We start from the raw sequence: 24643 nt of genomic DNA, 5'->3' as shown, positions 1-24643 counted from the left end.
TCTATGCCCTATCCCTTATGCAGCAACCTTTATAGGTAGGTTGTCACCCTCTGAGATCAAGGAATGCTATGGATAGCAAGCTTGTTTTATATCATGTCCGGCTGAACACTTGTCATGGCAAGCGAAGTGTACTCCAAAGGAGAACTCTTTCCCCGAAAGCTAGAGTAGCAATTTCAACACCTTTGCGATTGCTTCACTTCGTACCCTTCTCCTGCCAGAGACGCTACGCGAACGGGTTCTCCGAAGGAGTACGCAATGACAAGTGTTCAATCGGACATGATATGACATGTTACTTCTGACTTCTGGTGTATATCACCTGACGTTTAAAGTGAGGCTAAGAACCGCTTTCAGCAATTCTGAAGGATCTATTGGTTTAGCTAGATGTAGTTGAAATCCTGCTGATATCGCCTGCTGCCGATCTTCTGCTCCGGCGTGTGCTGTAATTGCTAAGGCGGGAAGATTAGCTCCTTGTTGTTGCAGCAGAGTACGCACTTTTTGCAGCAACGTATAACCATCTTCATTGGGCATACTAATATCACTAATTATGATATCTGGTTTATATTGTGTGAGTTTTTCTAAAGCTTCACTAGCGGAAGCTGCACTGATCACCTCAGCACCTTGTTGTTCTAATACAAAAACAATCAGCTCGCGAGAATCTGTTTGATCGTCTACGACGATCGCTTTAATCCCACGAAGCTCACAAGTAAAATCAAGTGGCGCTTGCGTCTGTTCTATTTGCGCTTGAGCAGATCTGAACGGTAGCATTACAGTAAAGGTTGCTCCCTGTCCTTCGCCTGGACTGGTAACTTCCAGAGTCCCACCGTGCATTTCGACTAAATAACGCGAGACTGCTAACCCTAAACCTAATCCACCAGTTGAGCGAGTCGTGGAAGCATCAGCCTGACGGAAATATTCAAAAACGTGAGGTAAGAAATCAGCGCTGATGCCAATACCTGTATCAGCAACCTGGAGTTGAGCGTAAGAGTCCACTTTTTGCGATCGCACTATCACCTGTCCACCTTTGGGAGTGAACTTAATAGCGTTGGAAAGCAGGTTCCAGCAGATTTGTTGTAGACGATTGGCGTTACCTGCAATCATACCTAAATTATGGTCAAGGATAAGCTGCACTTCCACAGACTTAGCTTCTGCCGCCGGACGCAGAGTTTCCGCAGTCGCCTCCACAACAGACACTAAATTGACTGGATGAATCTCTAATTTCAACTTACCTTGGATAATCCGAGAAAGATCCAGCAATTCTTCAATCATTTGCGCTTGGAAAGTAGTATTGCGATCGATAACTTCTAGTGCGCGATTGACGGTAGCTTGATCGAGGTGTCCTTTGCGCAGGAGTTTAATCCACCCCAGAATGGCATTAAGTGGCGTTCGTAATTCGTGGGAGAGGACAGCCAAAAATTCATCTTTGAGCCGACTAGCTGCTTCAGCATTGGCGCGAGCAGTTTGTTCTCGCTTGAGCAGACTGATGCGTTCTGCTTCAATTTGCTTGCGCTTGGTGATATCTACAGCAGTCATCACCACAGCATAGGGTTGATTTTGCGCATCATACACAGGTGCGAGGGAAAGACTAATATCCACTACAGCACCCTTCTTATGATGCTGCTGGATTTCCAGGTTATTTACAGTTTCATTGTGCAATGCGCGTTGAAAGTTGCGCTCAAAAATCTCTTGTTCATCCCCAGAAACTAAAGGTAATCGGCGGTCAATTATTTCCTTGGCATCCCAGCCGTAAATTTCCTGAGCCGCAGGATTCCAGGTCATAACTCGACCATCGACATGGAGCGTAATAATTGCGATTGGTGAAGCATTGACGACTGCTCGTAGCATATCATCCGTTTGTCGCAATATTTGCTCTGCCCGTTGGCGATCGCGTCGTTCTCGGCTTTCTTGTAATGCTCGCTGTACAGATGGCACCAATCTTCCCAACCGTTGTTTGAGGATATAGTCGGTTGCTCCTTGTTTCAGCGCCTCAATCGCGCTTTCTTCGCCAATTACCCCAGACACCAAAATAAATGGGATATCAGGACAAGTCGCTTTAGCTATCTCTAAGGCAGAAAACCCATCGAATGCCGGCAGTGAATAATCTGCCAAAATTAATTCAAAATTGGTAGTTTTTAATGCTTCCAGAAATTCTTCTTGGGTTTCGACACATACTAATACACACTCAATCCCACCATTTTTTAGTGTTGTCTGAATTAATTCGATATCAAATTGCGCATCTTCCAGCAGCAAAATATGCAACATGATTTTTATTTTTCTAATTTATTCGTGAGCCAAGTATGGTCAAAAGTGCATATAATCAGCACAATTTAAACATATGTAAATTTCTTAGACAATCTCTCTTACGTATAGTATTCAAGTGCTAGCGATCCCCTATCTCTAGCTAGAAATAGTTTTTAAATTTACTGATTTTTGGGTGAATTTTTGCTATTTATCTTTACTGTGCTACGCATGTCAGTTGTTTTTTATCTGGTTTAAAGCCTCGACTCATTGTGGGCGTTTTAAACATATCTTTGCCAGTGACCACCGACGGCTGACATAACAAACCTATTTCATTGGTGAAAAAACAAATAACATTTGTAAATCCTTCCTTGCTGTTCCCTGACTTAATAAACCTCTTACATAAGTCGATTTTTTGAAGATCGAACCACAGATGAACACACAGAGAAGTCGGAGCGGCGGCTACCCTTCGGGAACGCCTAAAGGCGAACCGCCGTAGACGCACGACTTACCGCAGGCATCTGAACTTCGGTGTAAACAAAGATAAATATCGGTGCTCATCTGCGTTTATCTGTGGTTTTTTTATTCTTATTCGGATTTTTGCAAGAAGTCTAATGAGTAATTTCACAACTCCTACGCAGATTGCAATAGATTGTTATTTGGGAACTGAAAAATAAAAATTTGCACCGACATCGATTTTTGCTTCTGCCCAAACTCTGCCACCATGACGGTGAATAATCCGCTGGACATTAGCTAGTCCAATGCCTATTCCACTGAATTCTTGGTCGCTATGAAGACGTTGAAAGACGCCAAAGAGGCGATTGAGGTATCGCATATTAAAGCCAACGCCATTGTCTCGCACAAAGAAAATTATCTCTTGCTCACCGTCCTGAGCGCCGATCACAATTTCTGAACGATCGCGGCGGCTGCTATACTTAACCGCATTCTCGATCAAATTTTGCCAGACTTGACGTAATAAGTTGCGATCGCCTTTTACTTCTGGTAGTGGCTCAATTTGCCAAGTAATAATTCGTTGGGGATTTTCCAACTCTATCTGCTGTTTTATCTGATTTACCAAACTATTCATGTCAACAGTTACGTACTGAAGTTCCGTTCTACCAGTCCGCGAAAACTCTAGTAAATCATCAATCATCTTTCCTGCTTGAGCGGTTAGCTGTTCCATAACTTGAACATAGTGCAGAACAGTTTCATCACCAATTGCTGATTCTAGATGTTGTTTGAGCAGTGTAATGAAACTGCCGATCTGACGAATAGGCGCTCGCAAATCGTGAGAGATGGAATAAGCAAAAGTCTCTAGTTCTTTATTAGCCGCCTCTAGCTGAGAAGTCCGTTCTTGAACCCGGCGTTCTAGGGTTTGATTTAGCTTTTGAATGTCAGCTTCTGCTTGTTTAGCTTCTGTAATGTTGTTTAACAACCCATCAATTAGAGTTCTGCCATTAATATCAATTAAAGTTTCACTGACACGAACCCAGACTTTCTTGCCATTAGGGTAGTGGAGTAGTGCTTGATACTCCCACTGTTCGCCTGGTGTCCCTCTTTTGACATTTAGCTCTGGTTGCTGTCGAAAAAATGTTTGCGCTGCTTCTAATGTTTCCAAACCCAGCAATTCCAAAAAGCTATTGTTAGCTTCTAGCAGTTCTCTATCTGGGGTAGCGCGAAACACTCCTACATTCAGTCGATCGAGCAAAGATTCAAGCTGAAGTTCTAATTGCGCAGCTTGGTTGCGAATTTGGGCATTTTGCCAAACTATACGCACTACTTGGGGCAAGCGGATAAAGTGTTTTGGTGATTTGACAACATAATCATCTAACCCAGCCTTCATCGCTGCTACCGCAATCTCTTGAGTGCCAGAGTTGGTAAACATAACGATCGGTCGTTTGGGATCGTGGGCTTTAATTGCGTGCAAAATATCCAGCCCAGTTGTCCACAGCAGATCGTAGTCCGTCACCACTAAATCAAAGCAATCTACTTGGAGTGCTTGAGCAAATTGCTCTGCATTGCCAACTTCCTCAACCTGAATTTGGGGAAACTCTCGTTTGAGTTGCCGCATGGCTAAAAGGCGATCGTCTGGATTATCATCAATCAGCAGAATACTTTGCAGTGCGCGCTCTTGATTCATGAATTTGTGCTGGAGATCAGCATCAATAGGTCAAGGGTCAACTGGCAATAGTCAAAGTTATTTCTTTATTTTGAATTGTTTACCTCCCCAGCTGCTTCTCTCCAATCGCTTTGACTACAAATCACTTTACCGCATTGTTCAACTGGAAAGAATCGAAGGATACTGATTCAGTCTTAGCCAATAACTGTCAAGCGCTTCTACCATTTTAATCAGTGCGGAGAACTTGACTTGTTTGACAAAGTAATAATTTACACTAATATTTTAAGTATAAGTACAAGATATTACCACTGCACAGCCGCCGCTACAACAGCGAGCCACGTAAGTAACCACGCAAAATTAATTACAGTCATTGCGAGCGTTCGCTGAAAGCGTTCCCGTTCGGCAAAGCCGTTCTCGAAGAGTAGGGTAGCGAAGCAATCACAAGGGCTGGGATTGCTACCCTGCGGGAAGCCGCTGCGCGTCTACATTTCGCTTCGCTGCATAAAGCCCTTCGGGCATGGCTTCGCTTAGCGCAATGACTTTGTGTAATTAATTATGTTTAACTACTTACTTTGCTGAATTTGCTATGATTTCAGGTTAACAGCACCAAGTTTATCGAAAATGCGATCGCACTGCGGCAGATAATTTGTAACAAGTTTTACTTATTTTTTTGAGCAGCTAGTTTCTGCTCCTGCTCATCACACCAAGCTGCAATTAATTCTTTAGCAATACTGCTCATATCCGTTTCTGACTGGACGCACAAGGACTTGAAACGGATCTTTAATTCTTTACCAATTATTAGTTTGACTGTATCTTCGGGTTTTGCCATCCCATTATTCTGGCATGGCGTAGGAGGAACATTATCACTATTCCCCTAATCCTATGTTCCCCTAGAAAGTTAAAAGTGATCGCTCCCAGCGCCAACCGGAAAAGCGATCGCCCCATTGCTTTATTTGGGCGTAGTTATAATTAATACAATTATTTCCTTGGGTAAAGTGAAAAATAGAAATTTATCAATACTTAGTCCTAGATCTAGGAGTACACAAGCCTTGGGAAATGCTCATGACAAGCGCGATCGCTCTCTAGATAATTTACACTCAAGGTGAGACCGATTATTTGCAGCTTCTGTTATGTCCTCTTCTACAGATTCTTTACCACCTGCTCTCGCTAAAATTGTCCAGCGCTTTCAACGCGCTTCCGACCCAAAGCGACGCTACGAACAACTCATCTGGTACGCTCAGAAGCTCCCAGCGTTCCCAGAAGCTGACAAGGTAGCAGAAAATAAAGTCCCTGGTTGTGTTTCCCAAGTTTATGTCACCGCAACCTTGGATGATGGCAAAGTTAAATATCAAGGAGATTCTGATTCTCAGTTAACCAAGGGATTAGTAGCTCTGTTGATTGAAGGTTTAAACGGTCTATCTCCCACAGAAATTGTCCAACTCGCACCAGATTTTATTCAAGCAACTGGTTTAAATGTCAGCCTGACCCCTTCCCGCGCCAACGGCTTTTATAACATTTTTAAAACGATGCAAAAAAAGGCGTTGGAATGTAAATTAGAACAGTAGTAGTGAGTGCCGAGTAAAAACTCATGTCTACCAATTTATTATCAACTGATGATGCTGTCGGATTTGGTGGAGTAGTTCAAGAATTTCTCTGGAATTGGGAAAATCAAACATTAAAGGTGGTTTACGAAACCCTTGGTCAAGGTTCACCTTTATTGCTACTACCAGCTTTTAGCAGCGTTTCCAGCCGTGAAGAAATGGGCGAACTTGCTAGGTTACTAGCTCCCCACTTTCAAGTTGTAGCGGTAGATTGGCCTGGTTTTGGTGAATCTTCTCGCCCCAGTTTAGATTATCGTCCAGAGCTATATGAGCAATTTTTAGCAGATTTTGTGCAATCTGTGTTTAGTACAGCAATTAATGTCTTAGCGGCTGGTCATGCTGCTAGTTATGTGTTGAAATTAGCTGTAAAACAGCCTGCTGCTTTCGCCAAAATTGTCTTAGTCGCTCCTACTTGGCGTGGTCCTTTGCCGACAATGGGGGCAAATCCCCAGGTAGCAGGTATGGTGAGAGGATTAGTGCGATCGCCTATTGTTGGTCAATTTCTCTACAAACTCAATACCCTGCCATCTTTCTTAAATTTTATGTACCGCCGCCATGTCTTTGTAAATGAGGCGAGACTTACCCCCAGTTTCATGGAAAAGAAGTGGCAAACAACGCAAAAACCAGGAGCGCGATTTGCTTCTGCTGCCTTTGTGACTGGTAATATTGATGCGGTACACGAGCAATCTGATTTTCTGGGATTAACGCAATCGCTATCTGTGCCACTCATGGTGATAATTGCCGAATCCAGTCCGCCTAAATCAAAAGCAGAAATGGAAGCGATGGCGGCGTTACTAGGAGTCAGCAGCGTTATACTTCCTGGTTCTTTGGGTCTGCATGAGGAATACCCAGCAGAGGTTCTAGAAGCCGTACTACCTTTTTTAAAAGCGTTATCATAGGCAGGCAATAATTATCAATAAAGTTGCCTTGAGATTATGATCTCTGCCGAAACATCCAAATCAGTACCTGTAACCGTCTTGACTGGTTATCTCGGTGCAGGTAAAACCACCTTACTAAATCACATCCTCACCTACGAACACGGTAAGAAAGTCGCTGTCATCGTCAATGAATTTGGGGAAGTGGGCATTGATAATCAATTAGTTATCGATGCAGATGAAGAAATCTTTGAGATGAATAATGGCTGTATCTGCTGTACAGTCAGGGGCGACTTGATTCGCATCATCGGCAATTTGATGAAGCGGCGCGATAAGTTTGACCATCTAGTAATTGAAACTACTGGTTTAGCCGATCCTGCACCAGTAATTCAAACATTCTTTGTTGATGAAGATATGCAAAATCAACTGTCTTTAGATGCAGTAGTAACTGTTGTTGATGCCAAGCATATCTGGCAGCATTGGGATGCGGATGAAGCCCAAGAACAAATTGCTTTTGCCGATGTAATTTTACTGAATAAAACTGATTTAGTAACGCCAGATGTATTAGAAGAACTAGAAAAGCGGATTCGGGGGATGAATGCATTAGCTAAAATCTACCGTACCCGTAATTCTGAATTATCAATGGATGCCCTATTGGGTGTGAAAGCCTTTGATCTGGATCGCGCTTTGGAAATCGATCCTAACTTTTTAGGTGAAGATGCTCACGTACATGATGAAACTGTCTATTCTGTAGCTTTAGTAGAAAAAGGCGCAATTGATGGACAAAAATTAAATGCTTGGATGACCGAGTTACTACGTACCCAAGGGCCCGATATTTTCCGTATGAAAGGCATTTTAAATATTGCAGGAGAAGAGAATCGCTTTGTGTTCCAAGGAGTGCATATGATATTTGATGGCAGACCCGATCGCCCTTGGAAATCCCACGAAACTCCTAAAAACGAACTAGTATTCATTGGTCGCAATCTTGATGAAGCCAAACTAAAACAAGATTTTCTAGCCTGTCTGGTCTAACAAAAATACTTTGCATTTTCCTTTGTGTCTCTGTGACTTTGTGGTTCAAAACTCTTTTTTAACCACAGAGACACAAAGACACAAAGAACTTTTAACACACTATGAACTTTACAACTAGCAAAGCCCAGGAATTTGAAGAACACTCTTCGGGACTACTTTCAGATTATGTAACTGCGATCGCTTGGTCGCCTGATGGTACAAACTTAGCAGCAACGTCTGCCGCTGGAGAAGTAGTACTGTGGAATCATGGCGACTTAACAACCTTGCAAGCTAGTAATGGTAAATCAGCAGATTGCATCGCCTTCTCCCCAGATGGGAAATTTTTAGCCATTGGCGGACAGGATGGACAGGTAAAAATTTGGCAAGGTCATGAATTAATTGCCACTTTAGAAAATGCCCCAGCATGGGTTGATAAGCTAGCTTGGAGTCACACAAGTAACCAACTAGCTTTTAGTTTGGGGCGTTATGTGCAAGTTTGGGATGCAGACACCAATGAAATTGTCGTCACCTTAAATTTCGATAACTCATCGGTGTTAGGAATTGACTGGCGCAGGGATGGAGAATACTTAGCCATTAGCGGTTATCAAGGAGTCAAAATTTGGCACACTCAAGACTGGGATGAAGAACCATATATCTTATCCATGTCTACTGTCAGTGTAGCTATGGCTTGGTCTCCTGATGGCAAATATCTCGCTTCTGGCAACATGGATCGCAGTGTTACGGTTTTGGAGTGGGGAAACCCCGACCCTTGGGTGATGCGCGGCTTTCCTGGTAAAATTCGCCAACTAGCATGGTCAGAAGCTACCACTCAATTAGGCGCACCGATTTTGGCATCCTCCAGCGTTGAAGGTATTGTAGTTTGGGAAAAGCTAGAAGATGATTCCTTAGGTTGGGAAGCGCGAGTTTTAACTAATCATGTTGATGTAATATCTGCGATCGCTTTTGCACCGCAAAGCTTCCTACTTGCATCCGCCGCTGCTGACGGCTGGCTATGTTTGTGGAATAACGCCCAAGAAATCAGCCAAATTCTTACAGGTGTATCAGCAGGATTTTCCTGTCTTGCTTGGCATCCTCAAAGTAATTTTCTGGCCGCAGGTGGTGAACAAGGGGAATTACTGATTTGGTCAAAAGTCTTGCCGGATTAACAATTTTGGTATCAATCAGGGAAAGCAAAAAAATAAACTATCTGCTCATTAGAGAACACCAATAATATATCTGTTTTACCGCAAGTTTTTGGATGTTTCCTAGCATTTAGATATTGTTTGAATTAACAGCCTCTAAAGTATCTCTTAAGCTACATCATTACAGGAAAGTTGAGAAATTTGATTGTAAATTTCTGCATTTTCTGCCAAAGCTTGGCGTAGATCGTATTGCGTTTGTAAATTCAACCAAAACTGAGCGCTGTTACCAAAATAGCGAGATAGCCGCAAAGCTGTATCTGCTGTAATACTGCGTTTTCCTGATAAAATCTCACTAATACGAGTCTGAGAAACACCGATATCTTTGCTCAATCTATAAGCTGTGATATTTAGTGGTTCCAAAAATTCTACAAGTAGAATTTCGCCAGGATGGATAATTGGGAGACGGTCATTCATCATGATTTTTTAGTCAGTGGTAATCTACTATTTCAACTTCCAAAGCATTATTTTCCTCTGTCCATACGAAGCAGATTCGCCATTGTTCGTTAATCCGAATACTATACTGTCCTTTTCGATCGCCAACTAGCTTTTCTAAGCGATTACCAGGTAGAACGCGCAAGTCGTTAATAGATGTTGCCGCGTCAAGAATCAGCAATTTTCGTAAAGCATTTTTTTGGATATTCGGTGAATACTGAGAAGATGTAAAGCCCTCAAAGATCAGCTTTGTCTCTTCAGATTTGAAACTGACAATCATAATCTTATCGCTTCGCGCTACTATCGTCAAACGTTAGTATATATTAGAACCAGACTTTTCAATTTGACTCTTAAAACGTCTAAGTTTATGAAACTAAGCCTTTATGTCATAGCAAATTTTATCTCTGGGGCAACCAAAACCCTACCTTTACTTGAAGACAATCTGTGACAATGGGCACTAATGAAGAAATTTACCAGTCATTTATCTCAGTAATCGCGGTTGAACGTAGCCAATAAATTGGCTATGCTGTATCACCAGCAGTCTTTATTTGTGAACTATGAATACACTCAAACGAATTTTAATTGCTTTTCCTCTCTTTCTTGCGTCTATGCTGTTCATAGCGAATCCAGCACAGGCATTTAGTTTAAAATCTGCACCTACTACACAAATCACGATGGTAGCATCTACACAACCAAGTTCCGAATTAGTAGTCCCAAACTTAACTCCAGCATCTCATGCAATTAGCGATCGCGCTGGTTGCAATTGTACTCAATGCGTTCAGTCTAAATTTCATTTACTACAAGGCAAGTTACCTCTTTAATTGTAGTCAGGACTTCAGTTCTTAAAATCAGAGCTAAAGTCCTGACTACGGTAATTTTCTAAACCTACCAATGCGCCACTTGTTGCTGTAATTCTTCAATATCTAAATAATCATTAATAAAAGCCTTTCGTAATAGTGGGTAAGGAATAAACTCATCATACTTTTGCAATTCTGGCGCTTCGGACTCACTTACTAAATATTCCGGCGTAATTCTTTCTTCAGCCAATGCCGCAATTTGGTGAACCAAGTCTGAAAATTTATTCTTGCCTAATTTTAGTGTCAGATAATAAGGATTCATACCGCCAATACTTTTAATTTCTAAAAATTCCCGACAGCAGGAATTTAGCCATCTTTCTAATGTGCGGTAAGCTAAAGTTCCCATCCAAGGAAATATACAGCATTTACCGTTTTCTATTCGCAATATATTCTGTTTATCTAAACCAGCATTTCTTGCCAAGTGACGAACTGTTTGTAAACATTGTAGAGCATTTGTTTGTAAGTAACTATATTCTAAATCTTCTAGTAAAACTTGCCGCATTCGTTGCAAAACTTTGGTATGGATAATTCCTCCACCCCCACGCCAATAAATACTAGCTTTACCTTCTACAGGATTAACCGAAATCACTCTTTTTTTAAAGTCAATTTCTGCTACTTCCCAAGTTCTTCCTGCTAAGGCAAATTGATTGCCAACAGGAGGTGGTTTTAATATACTGCCAATTTCTGTTTTACCTTGCTTTACCGCATATTCTTGACTATCAGCAAAGACAGCATAAAACTGAAATTTTCTGACTATTTTTTCTCCAGCTAATCCAATGATTAATTTACCTGTTTCTGTTGTTTGAATATGGTCAATATCAATTAAATAACGTAGCAATAGTTTAAAATCTTCCTGAGAAATAGCAGCAAAAGGTGGCAGGTTTAAAACTTGTTTCGCTAAGGCAGCAGGTGAAAGTTCGCCTGTTGCTGCTAAAATACTTATTGTTTGGTGATATAGCAAGCTCAAGGGATATTTTACAGGCTTAATTGGTTCAATCCATCGTTTCTCTAAATAAAGTTGAATAATCGCAATACACTGCAATAATTGCCAAGGAATTTGCTCTGGTAAAGATGCATCTAGGGAGGGTTGAGTTTCCGTACAAACAAAGCGCATATCAGCAGCTTCACCTCTTCTTCCGGTACGTCCTAAACGCTGTAAAAAACTAGCTACAGAAAGCGGAGATTCTAATTGAATAACTCTTTCTAAATGACCAATATCTATGCCTAATTCTAGAGTTAGAGTAGCAGCAGTCACTGCTGGATTATTGGGTTCACGCATAGCATTTTCAGCTACTTGCCGCAAGCTAGCAGATATACTGCCGTGATGTACATGATAAATATCTGGTAGTGCTTGTTCAGTGGCTATTCTTCGCAAAGATGCAATTACAGATTCCGTTTGCGTGCGATTATTAGCAAAGATCAGACACTTACGAGAGTTGCTAAGATTGAAAAGATATCTATCATATACAGTTACTTCTAATTCATCAACTTCATCATTGAGATAAAAATGTTCTACAGCAAGTTTAATTTGGCGTTTTCCAGCTTCAATTTGCGGAGTAACCACTGAATTTTCAGTCCCGGAACGTAACCATTCTTCTGCCATTGAATAATCACCAAGTGTTGCCGACAAACCAATGCGACGAGGTTGTGTTTGCGTTAAGTTAGCCAAACGCTGTAATTGACAAATAATCTGACAACCGCGTTCTGAACCCATAAAGGCGTGAATTTCGTCAATCACCACAAACCGTAAATCACCAAATAAGCGAATTAAGTCATGATGTTTGTTAACTAATAAGCTTTCTAACGATTCTGGCGTAATTTGTAGAATGCCTTTAGGGTTTTTTAAAAGTTTATTTTTATGACTTTGAGAAACATCACCATGCCAGTGCCAAACTGGAATATCTGCTGCTTTCAGCAAACCGTTGAGGCGCTCAAATTGATCGTTAATTAAAGCTTTGATCGGCCCAATATATAGCGCACCTATGGTAGCCGAAGGGTTTTCGTATAATTGAGTCACAACAGGCAAAAATGCCGCTTCTGTTTTACCCGCTGCCGTTGCAGCAGCAACTAGCAAGTGAGCGTTAGTATCAAAAATAACTTGACAAGCTGCAATTTGGGCTGGGCGTAATTCAGTCCAGTTGTGATGATAAATATATTCTTGGATAAACGGGGCAAGCCGATTAAATGTATCACTCATACCAATTTTGTAGTCTAGATTTTAGAGATGTTGCATGAAAAGTCTATAAAGCTGTTCCAGCAATTTCAAACAATACTACATATGCCAATTAAGTATGATTTTTTTGCATAAAAAATAGGTAATAGTTAACTTGCTACTACCCATTACCTATTACCTAATGTAAAAATTACAAATATCAATAATAACAGGATCAAATTGTCAAAATTCTATATTGCAGTAGATAAACACAAAAATACAAACATACCCATTAGATAGTCAAAGTCGCTGATGTAGAATTGATGTAATTTGCCATAAGTAAGAAAAAGACAATCAGCCAATATCTTCCCATTTACCGTAAATACGATGAGATGCAGGTTGGAGTTGTTTTGGTTTCTAATTCTTCAATTTTTAATCCTTCTGTCGCAGGCGGATCGTTCAATCGCCGATTCCGGTTAACACTGGGAGCTTCAACAGTTAAGTAAATGATACCCTTGTAAATCAATTCATAGAGCCAATCTTGATTAATTGCCGTTGCATAGGTTGCCCATTTAGGTTGGGAGCGATTGATATCTTGCAATAGGCGATACATTTGTTCGCTGATCGGGTAAGTAGTGAAATAGGGGTTATTGAGAGAAAATAACTCGATTTCGCGCTCTCCTGTTGTGGGGCTAGTTTCTAGACGGAATCGCAAATCAGGAGACATAGCCAAAAAGCGATCGCTAATTTGCTGTTCTTCTAGTAACTGTCGTTGCTGGAAATATTCTTGTACATCCTGATGAATTGGTTGATTCGGATTGTGGATTGTGCGGCTGTAATAAGAGCCTGTACAAGTACTATCAACCTGACAAATTAGGATGTAACCAAAGTTAACTGTGCGTAAACCACTGGTATAAAAGTTCTGTAGCCACTGGTCTAACTCAATGTTGTATTGTTCCCAAGTTTGATTAAAAGCTGTATGGCAATGGGGAACTGAAAACAGAATGTCATTGCGATCGGCTGTACTCAGTACTAACTTATGAGCCGGTCCTCCTTGCCACCATTGTTCCAGCTTAGACTCATACTGCTGGATATTCACCAGATCCGAAACAATAAACAGCCTGCCATGAGCCGCAAGGTGTTTTGCACTCTTAGTAATGATTTGAGCGAGAATTTCTTCACCAGTTACACCGCCATCTCGGAAGCGACAGTCCTGACTAGGACTAGGAACAAAGGGGGGATTTGCCAGAATCGTATCAAAGTAGCCAGAAGCAGCATCGTAGAGATCGCCCAAATAGAAGTGAGTATTGGATATGCCATTTAGTTGAGCATTAAACCGGGCAAAGCGAATTGCTCGTGGGTTAATATCAACTCCGATCGCTTCTTTTGTGTAACGACTTGCTACTAAGCTTTGAATACCGCTACCACAGCAGAGATCTAAAACTCGATTGGCTGGATATTGAGGAGCTGTGTAAACCAGCCCCATGCTATCCATACCTACGTACATCACAACATCTTCATCAATCCGATCTTCTGGCAGGATCATGTAGCGATGATCCGTAGCGACATATAATCCAGCAACAGCAAATAAATCGACTCGTGACACCCAATTTTCACCACGCTGAATTAACATACCCAAGCTACATAGGGTTGAGAATACCTCATTCCCAAAGATTTCTTGCAATCTGGCTTGCGTTAATGCACCCCGTAGCAAGAACAGACGAATCAGGTCTGCCAATATGGATTGGGGGAGTTGATAGCGATCGTAGTAGTGGAGATATGTCGGCTCAATTTGTTGCTGCGAGTTAATATCTAGCAATTTACAGATATTAGCTTCGTTATAACCTGCTTGCTGTAGACATTTATACAACTTGCGAAGAATACGCCGAGCAGAGAAGTTTTCATTCTCAAAAGGTGCAAAAGTTTGAGCTGAAATTCGAGGTAATGCTGAATCTACGGGTAATGCTTGGATGTATGAGTAAGTGGGTTCTAGTCGATAAATACAGAGTTGTTGATTCGCCCATTCAATTCTTTGTGTAAATTCATAGTGTGTCAGACGCAAATCAATTCGCATTTGTTCTAGCCAACTCTCAGGTGCATTAAGAACAGCTAACAACAGCTTAACTTCCTCAAAAGAATAAGTTGAGGGAGGTACTTGTTGCTTAAGATCTACTAAAGTAGATTTACTGAGAGGATTTAGTAGCAGAATTACATCACTAGAAAGCTTTGTCTGCAAGTTCCCATAAAAAGGAGTTTCAGGGAAGAGTACACTTGTTTCTTTGTATTGAGCGCCTTGATTAGAGAGTAACTGCAACTCTTCCAAAGACCAAGGACAGCCAACAGTATGACCAAAGAATAATGCCCGATCTAGCTTTGCCATTAAATCAGTTACACCAGGAGCACCTGAGGGAAGTCCATGTGGCAGGACAATATCACCAACTTTCGTCAAATGCTCTTCATAACTACGAACGGGGACATGGCGTTTAGAGATCCAGACGTTCTCAATCGCTAAATAATCAATATCAGTTCCTAAGAAAGTGGCGATCGCTTCTAATGGCGTCTCCACAATTGGTTGTCCTGCTACATTAAAGCTGGTATTCAGTAATACAGGCGGGCCCTGTCGTTCTTCGACTAATTTATAGCACAGTCTGTAAAAGTATGGATTGTCTTGTTCTGTAACAGTTTGGACTCGCCCTGTACCATCCACATGGGTGACAGCAGGAATCTGCTCGTGATATTCATTCTTGATGGTCGATACGAGTAGCATGAAAGGCGCTGCCACCTGTTGCTCAAATACCTGGGAAACAGTTTCTAGAGGAATGACTGGTGCAAATGGACGAAATGCCTCACGGAACTTGACCCTAAGATTTAAGATATCTTTCATCCGTTTAAAAGTAGGGTCGGCCATGATAGACCGATGTCCTAGTGCTCGCGGGCCATACTCTGCACCGCCTTCAAAGCGAGCTACAATACTGCCTTGTGCTAGGACTTGAGCAGTACGAGCAATCATTTCCTCTGCGGTCAACTGCTCAACCACAATTGAGTCTTGGAAGTGTTGAATTGCCTGAGAGACTCGATCACCATCGTAATGACGACCTAGAGTTGCCTGAGTCAAGGCTACTCGCTTTTGTCCAGCGCCTACCGTATTATATGCCCATAGCGCACAACCAGCGGCAATCCCACTATCGCCTGCTGCTGGAAAAATAAAAATATCATCCAGCTTGAGCTGCCGCAACAATTCGTAGTTGGCAACAGAATTTAAACCCACACCACCAGCAATACAAAGTTTTCTCAGTCCAGTTCGTTTGATTGCCAGACTCACAATATGCTGCAATGCCTGCTCTAGCTCTTTTTGTACCTTATAGGCTAGGTCAACTAGATAAGGACGTAGGTAGGGTTTACCTTCGCCATTGTCATAGCACTTTTCTAGTGCAGTGACTTCCAAAAAGATATCGTAGGCAGAAATTTTCAGGCTAAAAGAATCTTCTGTTGACTGAATCCAACGGTGCCAATTAGGCTGCTCCCCACCAAAGGGAGCTAAACCCATGAGTTTCCCTGCTTCTGCGTGCTGAATCCGCTCGCCTACTTGGGTGACAAATCCAGCTTTACGGGTGATGTACTCATAAACAAAGCCGAGGGTTGAGAGTTGAGCCAAGTGAGCTGCAACCATCTCATTATGCAACGTTGTAATTGTCTGCCCCCGTCCTTCATAGAGGGTATAGGATTCGGTGTAATGTGCAGGTGTTGTACTACCTGTAGCATCTACTGCCAAAATTAGCGCTTCATCAAATCCCGAAGGCCAGTAGGCAGAGTAAGCATGAGCCAAGTGATGACTGGGAATTCGCATCACCTTATCTGCAATCTCAGCAGGTAGTACTCGACGCAGAATGTCGGGAGCACAATCGTGACCTGGCATATTAGCAGTAATTGTTGCCAAATCGCTTAAGGTGATATTACAGGTATCCAAACAGTAACGCATAGCTTCTGCTGGAATCTGCATTTGTGCAGCCACACCAGGTGCATGGAGCATATAGCCAGGACTATATTTGTGGCGGTCAAGCCGTTCTTGTTCAATTGCGACCACAATTTCACCATCTTTAGCGATCGCGACTGAGCGCTCATGCCCTAAATTCATTCCCATATGGTATTGTGTCATTGTTTTATCTCCTCACTCAATAACCATCACTAAACCAAATATTATTTCTGCTAAATATTTTCAGCAAAAAGGTCTTATCAGATTGCTATCACCAGTAGACTCAATGGTTTTTAATTAAAATTTAAAAATCAAGTTTTAGTGTAAAAGCGATATCGGCAAATGAATTAAAAATTCTGTTCCCTTGCCTAACTCTGACGAACACTCCAACACTCCACTATGTTTTTCTACAATTATTTGATAGCTGATAGAAAGACCTAAACCTGTTCCTTTACCCACAGGTTTTGTTGTAAAAAACGGGTCAAAGATTTGCTTTCTGGTTATTTCATCCATGCCAATACCATTGTCAATAATCCGAATTGCCACATAAAGCTCGCCTACTACTTCAGTGTGAATCCGAATCATCGGTGTGAATAAAGCTATTTCCTCATCTTCCTCTGGCGATATCCGATGGGGAATTGCTTCGCTTTTACAGCGAGTCACAACTGCATCAATGGCGTTACTCAGCAAGTTCATAAACACCTGATTCAGTTGTCCTGCATAGCACTCTACTTGTGGCAATTCGCCGTACTCTTTAATCACCTGAATGGGGCTACGGTCTTTCGCTCCTTTGAGACGGCTTTGTAAAATCATTAAAGTACTGTTAATTCCTTCATGAATATCAACAGCTTTAATCTCTGCCTCATCCAGACGAGAGAAATTGCGCAGTGAAAGTACAATTTCGCTAATTCGATCTGCCCCCATTTGCATAGAAGACATGAGTCTGGGAAGGTCAGTTAGCAGAAAACTCAGATCAATTTTACGCGCTTTTTCCTGGATATCCTTGACTGGAGTAGAATAGTGCTGCTGATACAGACAGAGTAAATTTAACAACTCTTGGATATACTCATTTGCATGAATTATATTGCCATAAATAAAGTTGACAGGATTGTTAATTTCATGGGCAATTCCAGCAACTAACTGCCCTAAACTCGACATTTTTTCTGCATGTAGTAGTTTAGCTTGGGTTTGTTTAAGTTCTTGTAAAGTTGCTTCTAGCTGCTGAGTTTGCTGCTTCAATTGCTCCCTTGATTGCAAAAGAGTTGCTTCTGTTTGTCTGCGTTCATGATTTTCAAACCGTAGCTGCTCAATTCGCATTTGTAATGCTTCGTTTGCTTCTTTCAGTGCAGCTTGTGCTCGTTTGCGATCAGTGATGTTTGTTAAAGAGCCACTAATTTCTCCTTCATCTTCAGAACGAGCTGATAATTCTAGCCAGATAATTTCTGTACTTTTATGATGAAATCGTAATTCCCAACAGGCAAGATCCTGCTTAGTATGCATTTGAGTTAGAAAATTGAGCCAAAGCTGCCGATCCTCTGCATGAAGATAGTCATCTATTGGGTGATTCAAGCATTCCGATGTACTATACCCTAAAGTTAGTGTCCAAGCTTTATTTAAAAGTGTAAGATTCCCTGCTTTATCACACTTAAATACAATTTCCCGGAGATTTTCAACTAACTCTCGATAACGTCTTTCTGATTCTGAAATTTGTTCTATTAAACGGTACTGAATCTGAGTATGCAGTTCATTATCAGCTAAAAAATCTGGCTTCATATAAATATATAATCTGTTATTATGCAGGTGATATGACAGGATTAAAATGTATTATGTCTCAATATCATGCCTAATTAAAACACTTGCTTTAAATGCCTTTATTTTTCAAATTCCCCCTTGAATAATAAAGGTTTAGAGTAATGTGTTATTTACATTGTTCTTTGAAACTTAATAGCATTGAAAAACAAATTTTATTAAATAGCCCTAAAACTGTAATATGTTATTATTTGTATTGATTAATACCAAAAAAAATATCAAAAAGTTATTTTAAAATAGGTTTATTATCTAAGCCGAAACTCTGATTGCTAAATGGCTCAGTAATTCTGTGTGAGTCATCACTTCTGCATAAAGTGGAAAAATATTGCTACAGTAAAATCCTTGCTCAAATACAGTACGAGCTGAAGTGCAGTCAGAGAGAATTATTACGTGATAACCTTTTTCATGCGCAGAGCGTCCAGTTGAATCTATACATATAGATGTAACAGCACCTGCTAGCACAACATCTGTAATACCTTTTTGTTTGAGAATTTCATCAAGATTAGTATTAATAAATGCATTAAATCCTCGCTTACCAGGTACTTCCAAAATTCTGTCTTGGAAAGAGTTTAACTCTTCAATTGCTTCTGAACCTGGAGTTCCCATCTGAAAAGCGTTGACTTCTTTAATCGTTTTCAGAATACCAATTGGCTCGATTAATTCTTCATAGTTAGATGTAAAGAATATAGGAGTTGTGATAATCAGTGCAGGCGTAGAAGCAAGACAATTAAGTAAATGGACCGTGTTTGCAATAACATTTGTAACCTTGGATGATTCCTCTATTACTCCATAGAGAATTCCATTGGGTGAAAAGTAATCATTTTGATATCCAATCAAGATAAGTGCAGTCTTGTGAGATTCCATTATTGTATTTATTTAGCTAATGTAAACTATGAAGAAGGTTTCCCTTTTTATCAAAGTCACGAAAAGCAAGTTTGACGCGTCAAGCTCTACAGACTTTTGTCATGTAGTTAATAAAGAAACGCCACTAGCCTCAATTAGCAAAATTTTACCAATAGTTTTTACTAACCCGAATCAGTAATTTCTTTGAAGTTCAGGCATAATCGTACTAATTTTATATAAAGATTAACTTATGTAACGTTAATTTTAGCTAATGCCAACAATAATTTATTCGGTAAACTTATGGAAAATGTCCAGAGCGAAAAATAGCAAAAACTTATAATAATTAACTGTTATGTTATCAGCTTGATGCTAATGTTCTCTGACACATTCACCCTGAATAAATATGTTATTGCCAGTTTAACTTAGACCCTTGAAATAACGGAAATACAGGGTTTTTGAGATTGCTTGTTTACCCAGCGCGAGAACGCTTGCAGAGAACGGTAGTCATGACAGTTATGTGAGCGTATATGATATATTTACTATTACTTACCGTGTAAAAATAGCACTGATAATTTTTTTGAGTAGATCCTATTTTAAGCTTGTTTCAGTTGTCATCAATGCGTCTTCAAGGTAAACTCATATACTATTTTTATATCAATTCTTTTTTTGTTGTTAATTACATCTTTTTAACGAGTTGAATTTCTCATAATTATAGAATCAATTTCTGTTTTCACTAGCATTGATTTATTTCTAAGTTTTTATTAAGGAAACAAAATATTGAATTCGACAGTGTAAACAAGAATTGGGTTGGACAGATTATCGTTTTACTAATTTCCAGCATATTGAGAGGTGGTGGGAAATTATTTTCTGTATAGATATGAGAAAAATTATAGGTTGAGTTAAACAAAGAGCCACTCAACAAAATATAGCTAGATGTTAAGTTTAGTTGCTCAAATATCACTCGCTTTAATCCGTGAATCTGTCCCCGGAGGAGATTCCCCAAGCTATTGGGTTTAATGTTTTTTGAACTAACTAAACCGTATTGAAATATAAATATCTTAATTAAGAATAATTTTATTTTCAAGGAAAATTTAACTATGGTAATTTCCCATAAATAAAAAATTTTCCGTGACTGTCAACTGTTAACAGCCACAGATGAGTTTTATCCAATTCAATTGAGATTGGTATAGCAAATGATTTCACAAGCTAGTGTTTAATAGCTTTAGCAAGAGAAAGTTTACAGCTATCTAAACTCACTATTCCAATAACATATTTGGTAATATCTAACCAAATCTGCCACTGACATAATCTCTAGTATCTTCCTGCTTAGGATTATTGAAAATTAATTCGGTTGCATCGTATTCTACTAGATAGCCGCTACGACCTCCTTTATCTGTTTGTTGGACATTGAAAAAGGCTGTCATATCAGAAACTCGTGCAGCTTGTTGCATATTGTGAGTAACGATGACAATGGTGTATTGCTCTTTAAGCTCATGAATCAATTCTTCAATTCGTAGAGTAGAGATGGGGTCTAGAGCAGAACACGGTTCATCCATTAGTATAATTTCAGGTTGCACAGCGATCGCTCTGGCAATGCACAACCGTTGTTGTTGTCCACCAGATAAAGATAAGCCGCTTTGCCGCAGTTTGTCTTTCACTTCATCCCATAAAGCCGCCTGACGCAAACTCCGTTCCACCAATTCATCTAGATTTCCTTTGTAGCCGTTAATTTTCGCTCCAAAAGTGATATTGTCATAAATTGATTTGGGAAACGGGTTTGGTTTTTGAAATACCATCCCGATCCGACGACGCACCTCTACTGGATCAACATCGGATGCGTACAGATTTTTATCGTAATAATAAACTTTACCCTCTGCCCGAAAAGATTCAATCAGGTCATTGAGACGGTTGTAACATCTCAGTAACGTACTTTTACCACAACCAGACGGACCGATAAAGGCAGTAACCCGATTCTTTGGGATATTTAACCAAACGTCCCGCACAGCTAGGAAGTTGCCATAGTAAATATTCAGGTTCTCTGTACGTAATACAGTTTCGGTACCATTCACTGTGCTAATGTTAGAAACCATAAATAGTCTTGTGTAAGTTTGGGGGGTAGTAATGTACCAGACAATACTGCACTAAGCTTTCTGGCGAGTTGCCCAGCGTGCAATGATACTGGTGAGCAGTACCATCAACACTAAAATCAGAGAAGCTGCCCAAGCTAGTGACTGTAAATTTTTAAAGGGAGTAGTGGCGAAGTTATAAACTAAAACAGCAAGAGATGCTGTTGGTTTGAATAAGCTATTCGGCCAAAACGGGGAGAATAAAGCAGTAAATAGTAAAGGAGCAGTTTCTCCAGCGGCTCGGGCGATCGCTAACGTTGTTCCTGTTGCAATTGCTGGTAAAGCAGATGGCAATACCACTTGCGTCACAGTTTGAAATTTAGTTGCTCCTAAACCCACAGATGCTTGCCGCAAATCTTGTGATACTAACTGCAAGGCTTCGTCAGTGGTGCGGACAATAATTGGCAACATCAAAATCGCTAATGCAAACCCACCACCTATTGCTGAATAAGAACCTAAGTTGAGTTTTACCAACGTCAACACTACAATCCCGTAAGCAAATACCCCAGCAATAATTGACGGAACTCCACTGAGGATATTAGTAGCAAATCGGATCAATCTAGCTATTTTACCAGAACTAAATTCTGTCAAATAAATCGCCCCCAAAACGCCAAATGGGATGCTAATCAATGCTCCAATGCCTACCATCAGTAGCGTTCCTAAAATGGCATTACCAAAGCCGCCACCCTTTCTCAAAGGTGCTGGTGGCAACTCTGTAAATATGCTAGGGCTTAGACTGCTAAAGCCTTGGATGATAACGTAAGAAAGCACTGCCAGCAAAGGTACAAGCGCCAATAAACCACATATAAATGCTAAGACAGTCATTATTGTGTTAAAAAGCGTCCTCTTAGACATGGGGGCGCGCGTTAGGCTGCTTTCTGGATAACTAGAAGTCATAATTCATTCCACAACTACCCTAAATTCGCTTCATTCGGATAACGATTAATTCTGCAAAAATATTAACTATCAGTGTTAATACAAACAGAACTAAAGCTGCGTACATTAAAGCCGCTACTTGCAGTCCGCTAGCTTCCGAGAATTGATTTGCTAGTAGGGAAGAAATCGTATTGGCTGGTGCTAACAGTGAAATACTAATATTGTTGGAGTTACCAATCAACATTGTAACAGCCATTGTTTCTCCCATAGCCCGACCAAGTGCTAGCATTACAGCGCTAACGATGCCAGAAAAGGCTGCTGGAATTAAAACTTGAAAAATTGTTTCCCAACGAGTTGCGCCTAATCCCACAGATGCTTGACGCAAAGTCGGAGGTATAGAAATCAAGGCATCGCGAGATATGGCTGTGATAATTGGCAAGGTCATAATTGCTAAAATAACTCCCGCAGGTAACATTCCCGGACCCGTGGGAGGCGTACTAAAAATTGGTAAAAAGCCCAAGGAACTGTTGAGCCATTTGCCCAAGTTGGTTATAATTGGCACTAAAACAAAAATGCCCCAGATTCCGTAGACAACGCTAGGTATAGCTGCGAGCAGTTCTACTAAAAATACCAATACAATTCGCACTTTTGTTGGCAGAAAATTCTCACTCAATAAAACAGCAGTGCCAACGCCAACAGGTACAGCTAACAATAGACCGATAAATGAACTTACTAAAGTTCCATAAACTTGTGGCAGGACTCCATATTCATTATTAACTGGATTCCAACTGCTCTCGGCTAAAAAGCCCACACCAAACTGCTGGATAGCTGGCCAAGCCCCAATCGCAACCTGTACTGTAATCCACAATAAAGTCGCGGCGATCGCCAATGCAAAAATTCGAGTCAGCCAAATAAAGCTCCGATCTAGCGACTTTTCTATTTCTGAGCGATTTTTGATCGCTGATTTCAGATTCTGAGTATTTGTAGCCATGACTACTGACTTTAAAAATTAGATCAAGAAAAATGTGGGAGAAAACCAGATTTAGTAGAATTGTCGCTAGATAAACTGTTGAATCTGAAACTAGAATTTTAATTTGGGAGCAGCAAGAAAGCGACAAATCTAAGATAATTAGTCAAAAGTAAATTGACTTATAGCTCCCCATCCTCTAGCTCTTGACTTCTCTTACAAAAAATGCTATTTACTAGCACTAGTCGCACCGCCAACAGCAATCTTATAATCGGGACTGATTTGATCGGCAGCAGCAGCCACCTTAGCAATTACAGGTTGAGGTAAAGGAACATACCCTAGTTCCGTAGCTAGCTTTTGACCATCAGTTAAAGCGTACTCGATTAAGGCTTCTACTGCCTTGCCTTTTGCAGCATCATCATATTTTTTGTAAGCCAAAATCCAAGTATAGGTAACTATGGGATAAGAATCTGCACCTTCTGGATCTGTAATAAAAGCGCGGAGATTTTCTGGCAGAGTTACGGCTTCCAGGGTTTTAGATGCCGACTGATCGCTAGGTACAATAAATTTACCACCTTTATTTTCTAAAGCCGCAAATTTGAGATTATTTTGTTTGGCGTAGCCATATTCAATGTAACCAATTGCACCTTGAGTTTGTTGAATTTGGGCAGTCACACCTTCGTTACCCTTTGCACCAACACCCACTGGCCATTTTACACTTTTACCTTCACCTACCTTTGTTTTCCACTCTGGGCTAATAGCACTAAGATGTTTTGTGAACACACCCGTGGTTCCGCTACCATCAGAACGATATACAACTGTGATCGGCTGTTTAGGAAGCTTTGCGCCAGGGTTAGCCTTGGCAATGAGGGGATCATCCCAAGACTTGATTTTGCCTAGTAAAATATCGGTGTAAACTGTGCGTGGTAGCTTGAGTTCTGGAACATCAGGTAGATTGTAGGCTAGTACAATGCTACCTGCGGTCACAGGCAGCAAAATCACACCTTTCTGCACCTTCTGGATTTCTTCATCCTTCATGGCAACATCACTGGCACCAAAGTCTACAGTACCTTTGATAAACTGCTCAACGCCAGCACCGCTACCAACTGACTGATAGTTAACTTGCAAGTTAGGATATTTTTTGTTCAAATCGGTGAACCAACTTGTGTAAAGCGGTGCAGGAAAAGATGCACCAGCCCCTGTCAAAGAAATGTTTCCACCTAGATCCAATTTTTTGCCTGGGTTGGAGGCAGTAGTATCCGTAGCAGTACCAGGTGATTCCTTGGTAGCTGTATTTTCTGGGGTTTGCTGACCGCCACAAGCAGCTAGGCTAATTGTCAGTGCTAACACTGATATTGAAGCTGTTAGGCGATTATTTTTTATTGCACTTAAACGTGAGAGCATTGCTGTCAATTTTAGTCAACTTGCAAGTGAGCGCTTCTAAGATACCTCTAAAAGGTAAACTTGAAGGTAAACAAGAGGTTAACAACGTGAAAAATCTCTGTATTTTTTAGATGAATTTCCTAAAGGTAATTTTTTTATATTTAGATACAATTTATACATTT

The 24643-nt window shown here is 40.7% G+C and carries 18 protein-coding genes; 5 read left to right on the top strand and 13 right to left on the bottom strand.

Features of this window, described 5'->3' with window-relative positions; genetic code table 11:
• Positions 1–312 precede the first annotated feature (312 nt).
• From BV375_RS31415 to BV375_RS37350, 3 genes are all read right to left on the bottom strand, one after another.
• Positions 313–2259: a response regulator gene (locus BV375_RS31415; protein WP_086767831.1), complete on the bottom strand. Its 1947-nt coding sequence runs from the start codon at positions 2257–2259 to the stop codon at positions 313–315.
• 631 nt (positions 2260–2890) lie between these two features.
• Complete coding sequence (locus BV375_RS31410; RefSeq protein ID WP_086767830.1) at positions 2891–4375, bottom strand: ATP-binding protein; 1485 nt, start codon at positions 4373–4375, stop codon at positions 2891–2893.
• Between the two features lie 637 nt (positions 4376–5012).
• Positions 5013–5183, bottom strand: coding sequence for a hypothetical protein (locus BV375_RS37350; RefSeq protein WP_166507572.1), 171 nt, complete (start codon positions 5181–5183; stop codon positions 5013–5015).
• A gap of 301 nt (positions 5184–5484) precedes the next feature.
• On the opposite strand from BV375_RS37350, the gene BV375_RS31405 reads away from it, so the two are divergent.
• The 4 genes from BV375_RS31405 to BV375_RS31390 all read left to right on the top strand — a co-directional run bounded on the left by BV375_RS31405 (position 5485) and on the right by BV375_RS31390 (position 9007).
• Complete coding sequence (locus BV375_RS31405) at positions 5485–5919, top strand: SufE family protein (RefSeq protein WP_086767828.1); 435 nt, start codon at positions 5485–5487, stop codon at positions 5917–5919.
• A gap of 23 nt (positions 5920–5942) precedes the next feature.
• Complete coding sequence (locus BV375_RS31400; protein ID WP_086767826.1) at positions 5943–6854, top strand: alpha/beta hydrolase; 912 nt, start codon at positions 5943–5945, stop codon at positions 6852–6854.
• A gap of 36 nt (positions 6855–6890) precedes the next feature.
• Positions 6891–7862, top strand: coding sequence for a GTP-binding protein (locus tag BV375_RS31395; protein WP_086767824.1), 972 nt, complete (start codon positions 6891–6893; stop codon positions 7860–7862).
• Between the two features lie 101 nt (positions 7863–7963).
• A complete protein-coding gene (locus tag BV375_RS31390) occupies positions 7964–9007 on the top strand; it encodes a WD40 repeat domain-containing protein (protein WP_086767822.1) in 1044 nt (347 codons plus the stop codon).
• A 144-nt stretch (positions 9008–9151) separates the two neighbouring features.
• On the opposite strand, the gene BV375_RS31385 is transcribed toward BV375_RS31390, so the two are convergent.
• Positions 9152–9460, bottom strand: coding sequence for a HigA family addiction module antitoxin (locus BV375_RS31385; protein WP_086767820.1), 309 nt, complete (start codon positions 9458–9460; stop codon positions 9152–9154).
• 10 nt (positions 9461–9470) lie between these two features.
• Positions 9471–9755: a type II toxin-antitoxin system RelE/ParE family toxin gene (locus BV375_RS31380; protein ID WP_086767818.1), complete on the bottom strand. Its 285-nt coding sequence runs from the start codon at positions 9753–9755 to the stop codon at positions 9471–9473.
• A gap of 277 nt (positions 9756–10032) precedes the next feature.
• Between BV375_RS31380 and BV375_RS31375 the strand changes: the two genes are divergently transcribed.
• Entirely contained in the window at positions 10033–10296 is a 264-nt protein-coding gene (locus tag BV375_RS31375) for a hypothetical protein (RefSeq protein ID WP_086767816.1), read from the top strand.
• Positions 10297–10360: 64 nt separating this feature from the next.
• Here BV375_RS31375 and BV375_RS31370 read toward each other — a convergent pair whose 3' ends face one another.
• The 8 genes from BV375_RS31370 to pstS all read right to left on the bottom strand — a co-directional run bounded on the left by BV375_RS31370 (position 10361) and on the right by pstS (position 24482).
• Positions 10361–12529 carry a DEAD/DEAH box helicase gene (locus BV375_RS31370; protein ID WP_086767814.1) on the bottom strand — a complete coding sequence of 723 codons (2169 nt, stop codon included), beginning with the start codon at positions 12527–12529 and terminating at the stop codon, positions 10361–10363.
• Positions 12530–12857: 328 nt separating this feature from the next.
• On the bottom strand, positions 12858–16640 hold the full coding sequence (locus BV375_RS31365) for a carbamoyltransferase C-terminal domain-containing protein (RefSeq protein WP_086767812.1): 3783 nt from the start codon (positions 16638–16640) through the stop codon (positions 12858–12860).
• Positions 16641–16775: 135 nt separating this feature from the next.
• The gene (locus BV375_RS31360) at positions 16776–18230 is read right to left on the bottom strand and encodes an ATP-binding protein (RefSeq protein WP_086767810.1); all 1455 of its coding nucleotides are present in this window, start codon (positions 18228–18230) and stop codon (positions 16776–16778) included.
• Between the two features lie 285 nt (positions 18231–18515).
• Positions 18516–19130 (bottom strand): cysteine hydrolase family protein, encoded by a 615-nt coding sequence (locus BV375_RS31355; RefSeq protein WP_086767808.1) that lies wholly within the window; start codon positions 19128–19130, stop codon positions 18516–18518.
• A gap of 1262 nt (positions 19131–20392) precedes the next feature.
• Positions 20393–21199, bottom strand: a complete 807-nt coding sequence (gene pstB, locus BV375_RS31350) for a phosphate ABC transporter ATP-binding protein PstB (RefSeq protein ID WP_086767806.1) — start codon at positions 21197–21199, stop codon at positions 20393–20395.
• A 51-nt stretch (positions 21200–21250) separates the two neighbouring features.
• The gene (gene pstA / locus BV375_RS31345) at positions 21251–22132 is read right to left on the bottom strand and encodes a phosphate ABC transporter permease PstA (RefSeq protein ID WP_086767804.1); all 882 of its coding nucleotides are present in this window, start codon (positions 22130–22132) and stop codon (positions 21251–21253) included.
• A 19-nt stretch (positions 22133–22151) separates the two neighbouring features.
• Positions 22152–23102, bottom strand: coding sequence for a phosphate ABC transporter permease subunit PstC (pstC, locus tag BV375_RS31340; protein WP_086767802.1), 951 nt, complete (start codon positions 23100–23102; stop codon positions 22152–22154).
• A gap of 204 nt (positions 23103–23306) precedes the next feature.
• The gene (gene pstS / locus BV375_RS31335; protein WP_086767801.1) at positions 23307–24482 is read right to left on the bottom strand and encodes a phosphate ABC transporter substrate-binding protein PstS; all 1176 of its coding nucleotides are present in this window, start codon (positions 24480–24482) and stop codon (positions 23307–23309) included.
• Positions 24483–24643 lie beyond the last annotated feature (161 nt).

Source organism: Nostoc sp. 106C (assembly GCF_002154725.1).
In the GTDB taxonomy this organism is placed as follows: domain Bacteria; phylum Cyanobacteriota; class Cyanobacteriia; order Cyanobacteriales; family Nostocaceae; genus Aulosira.
This window is presented reverse-complemented; position numbering and strand designations above follow the sequence as displayed.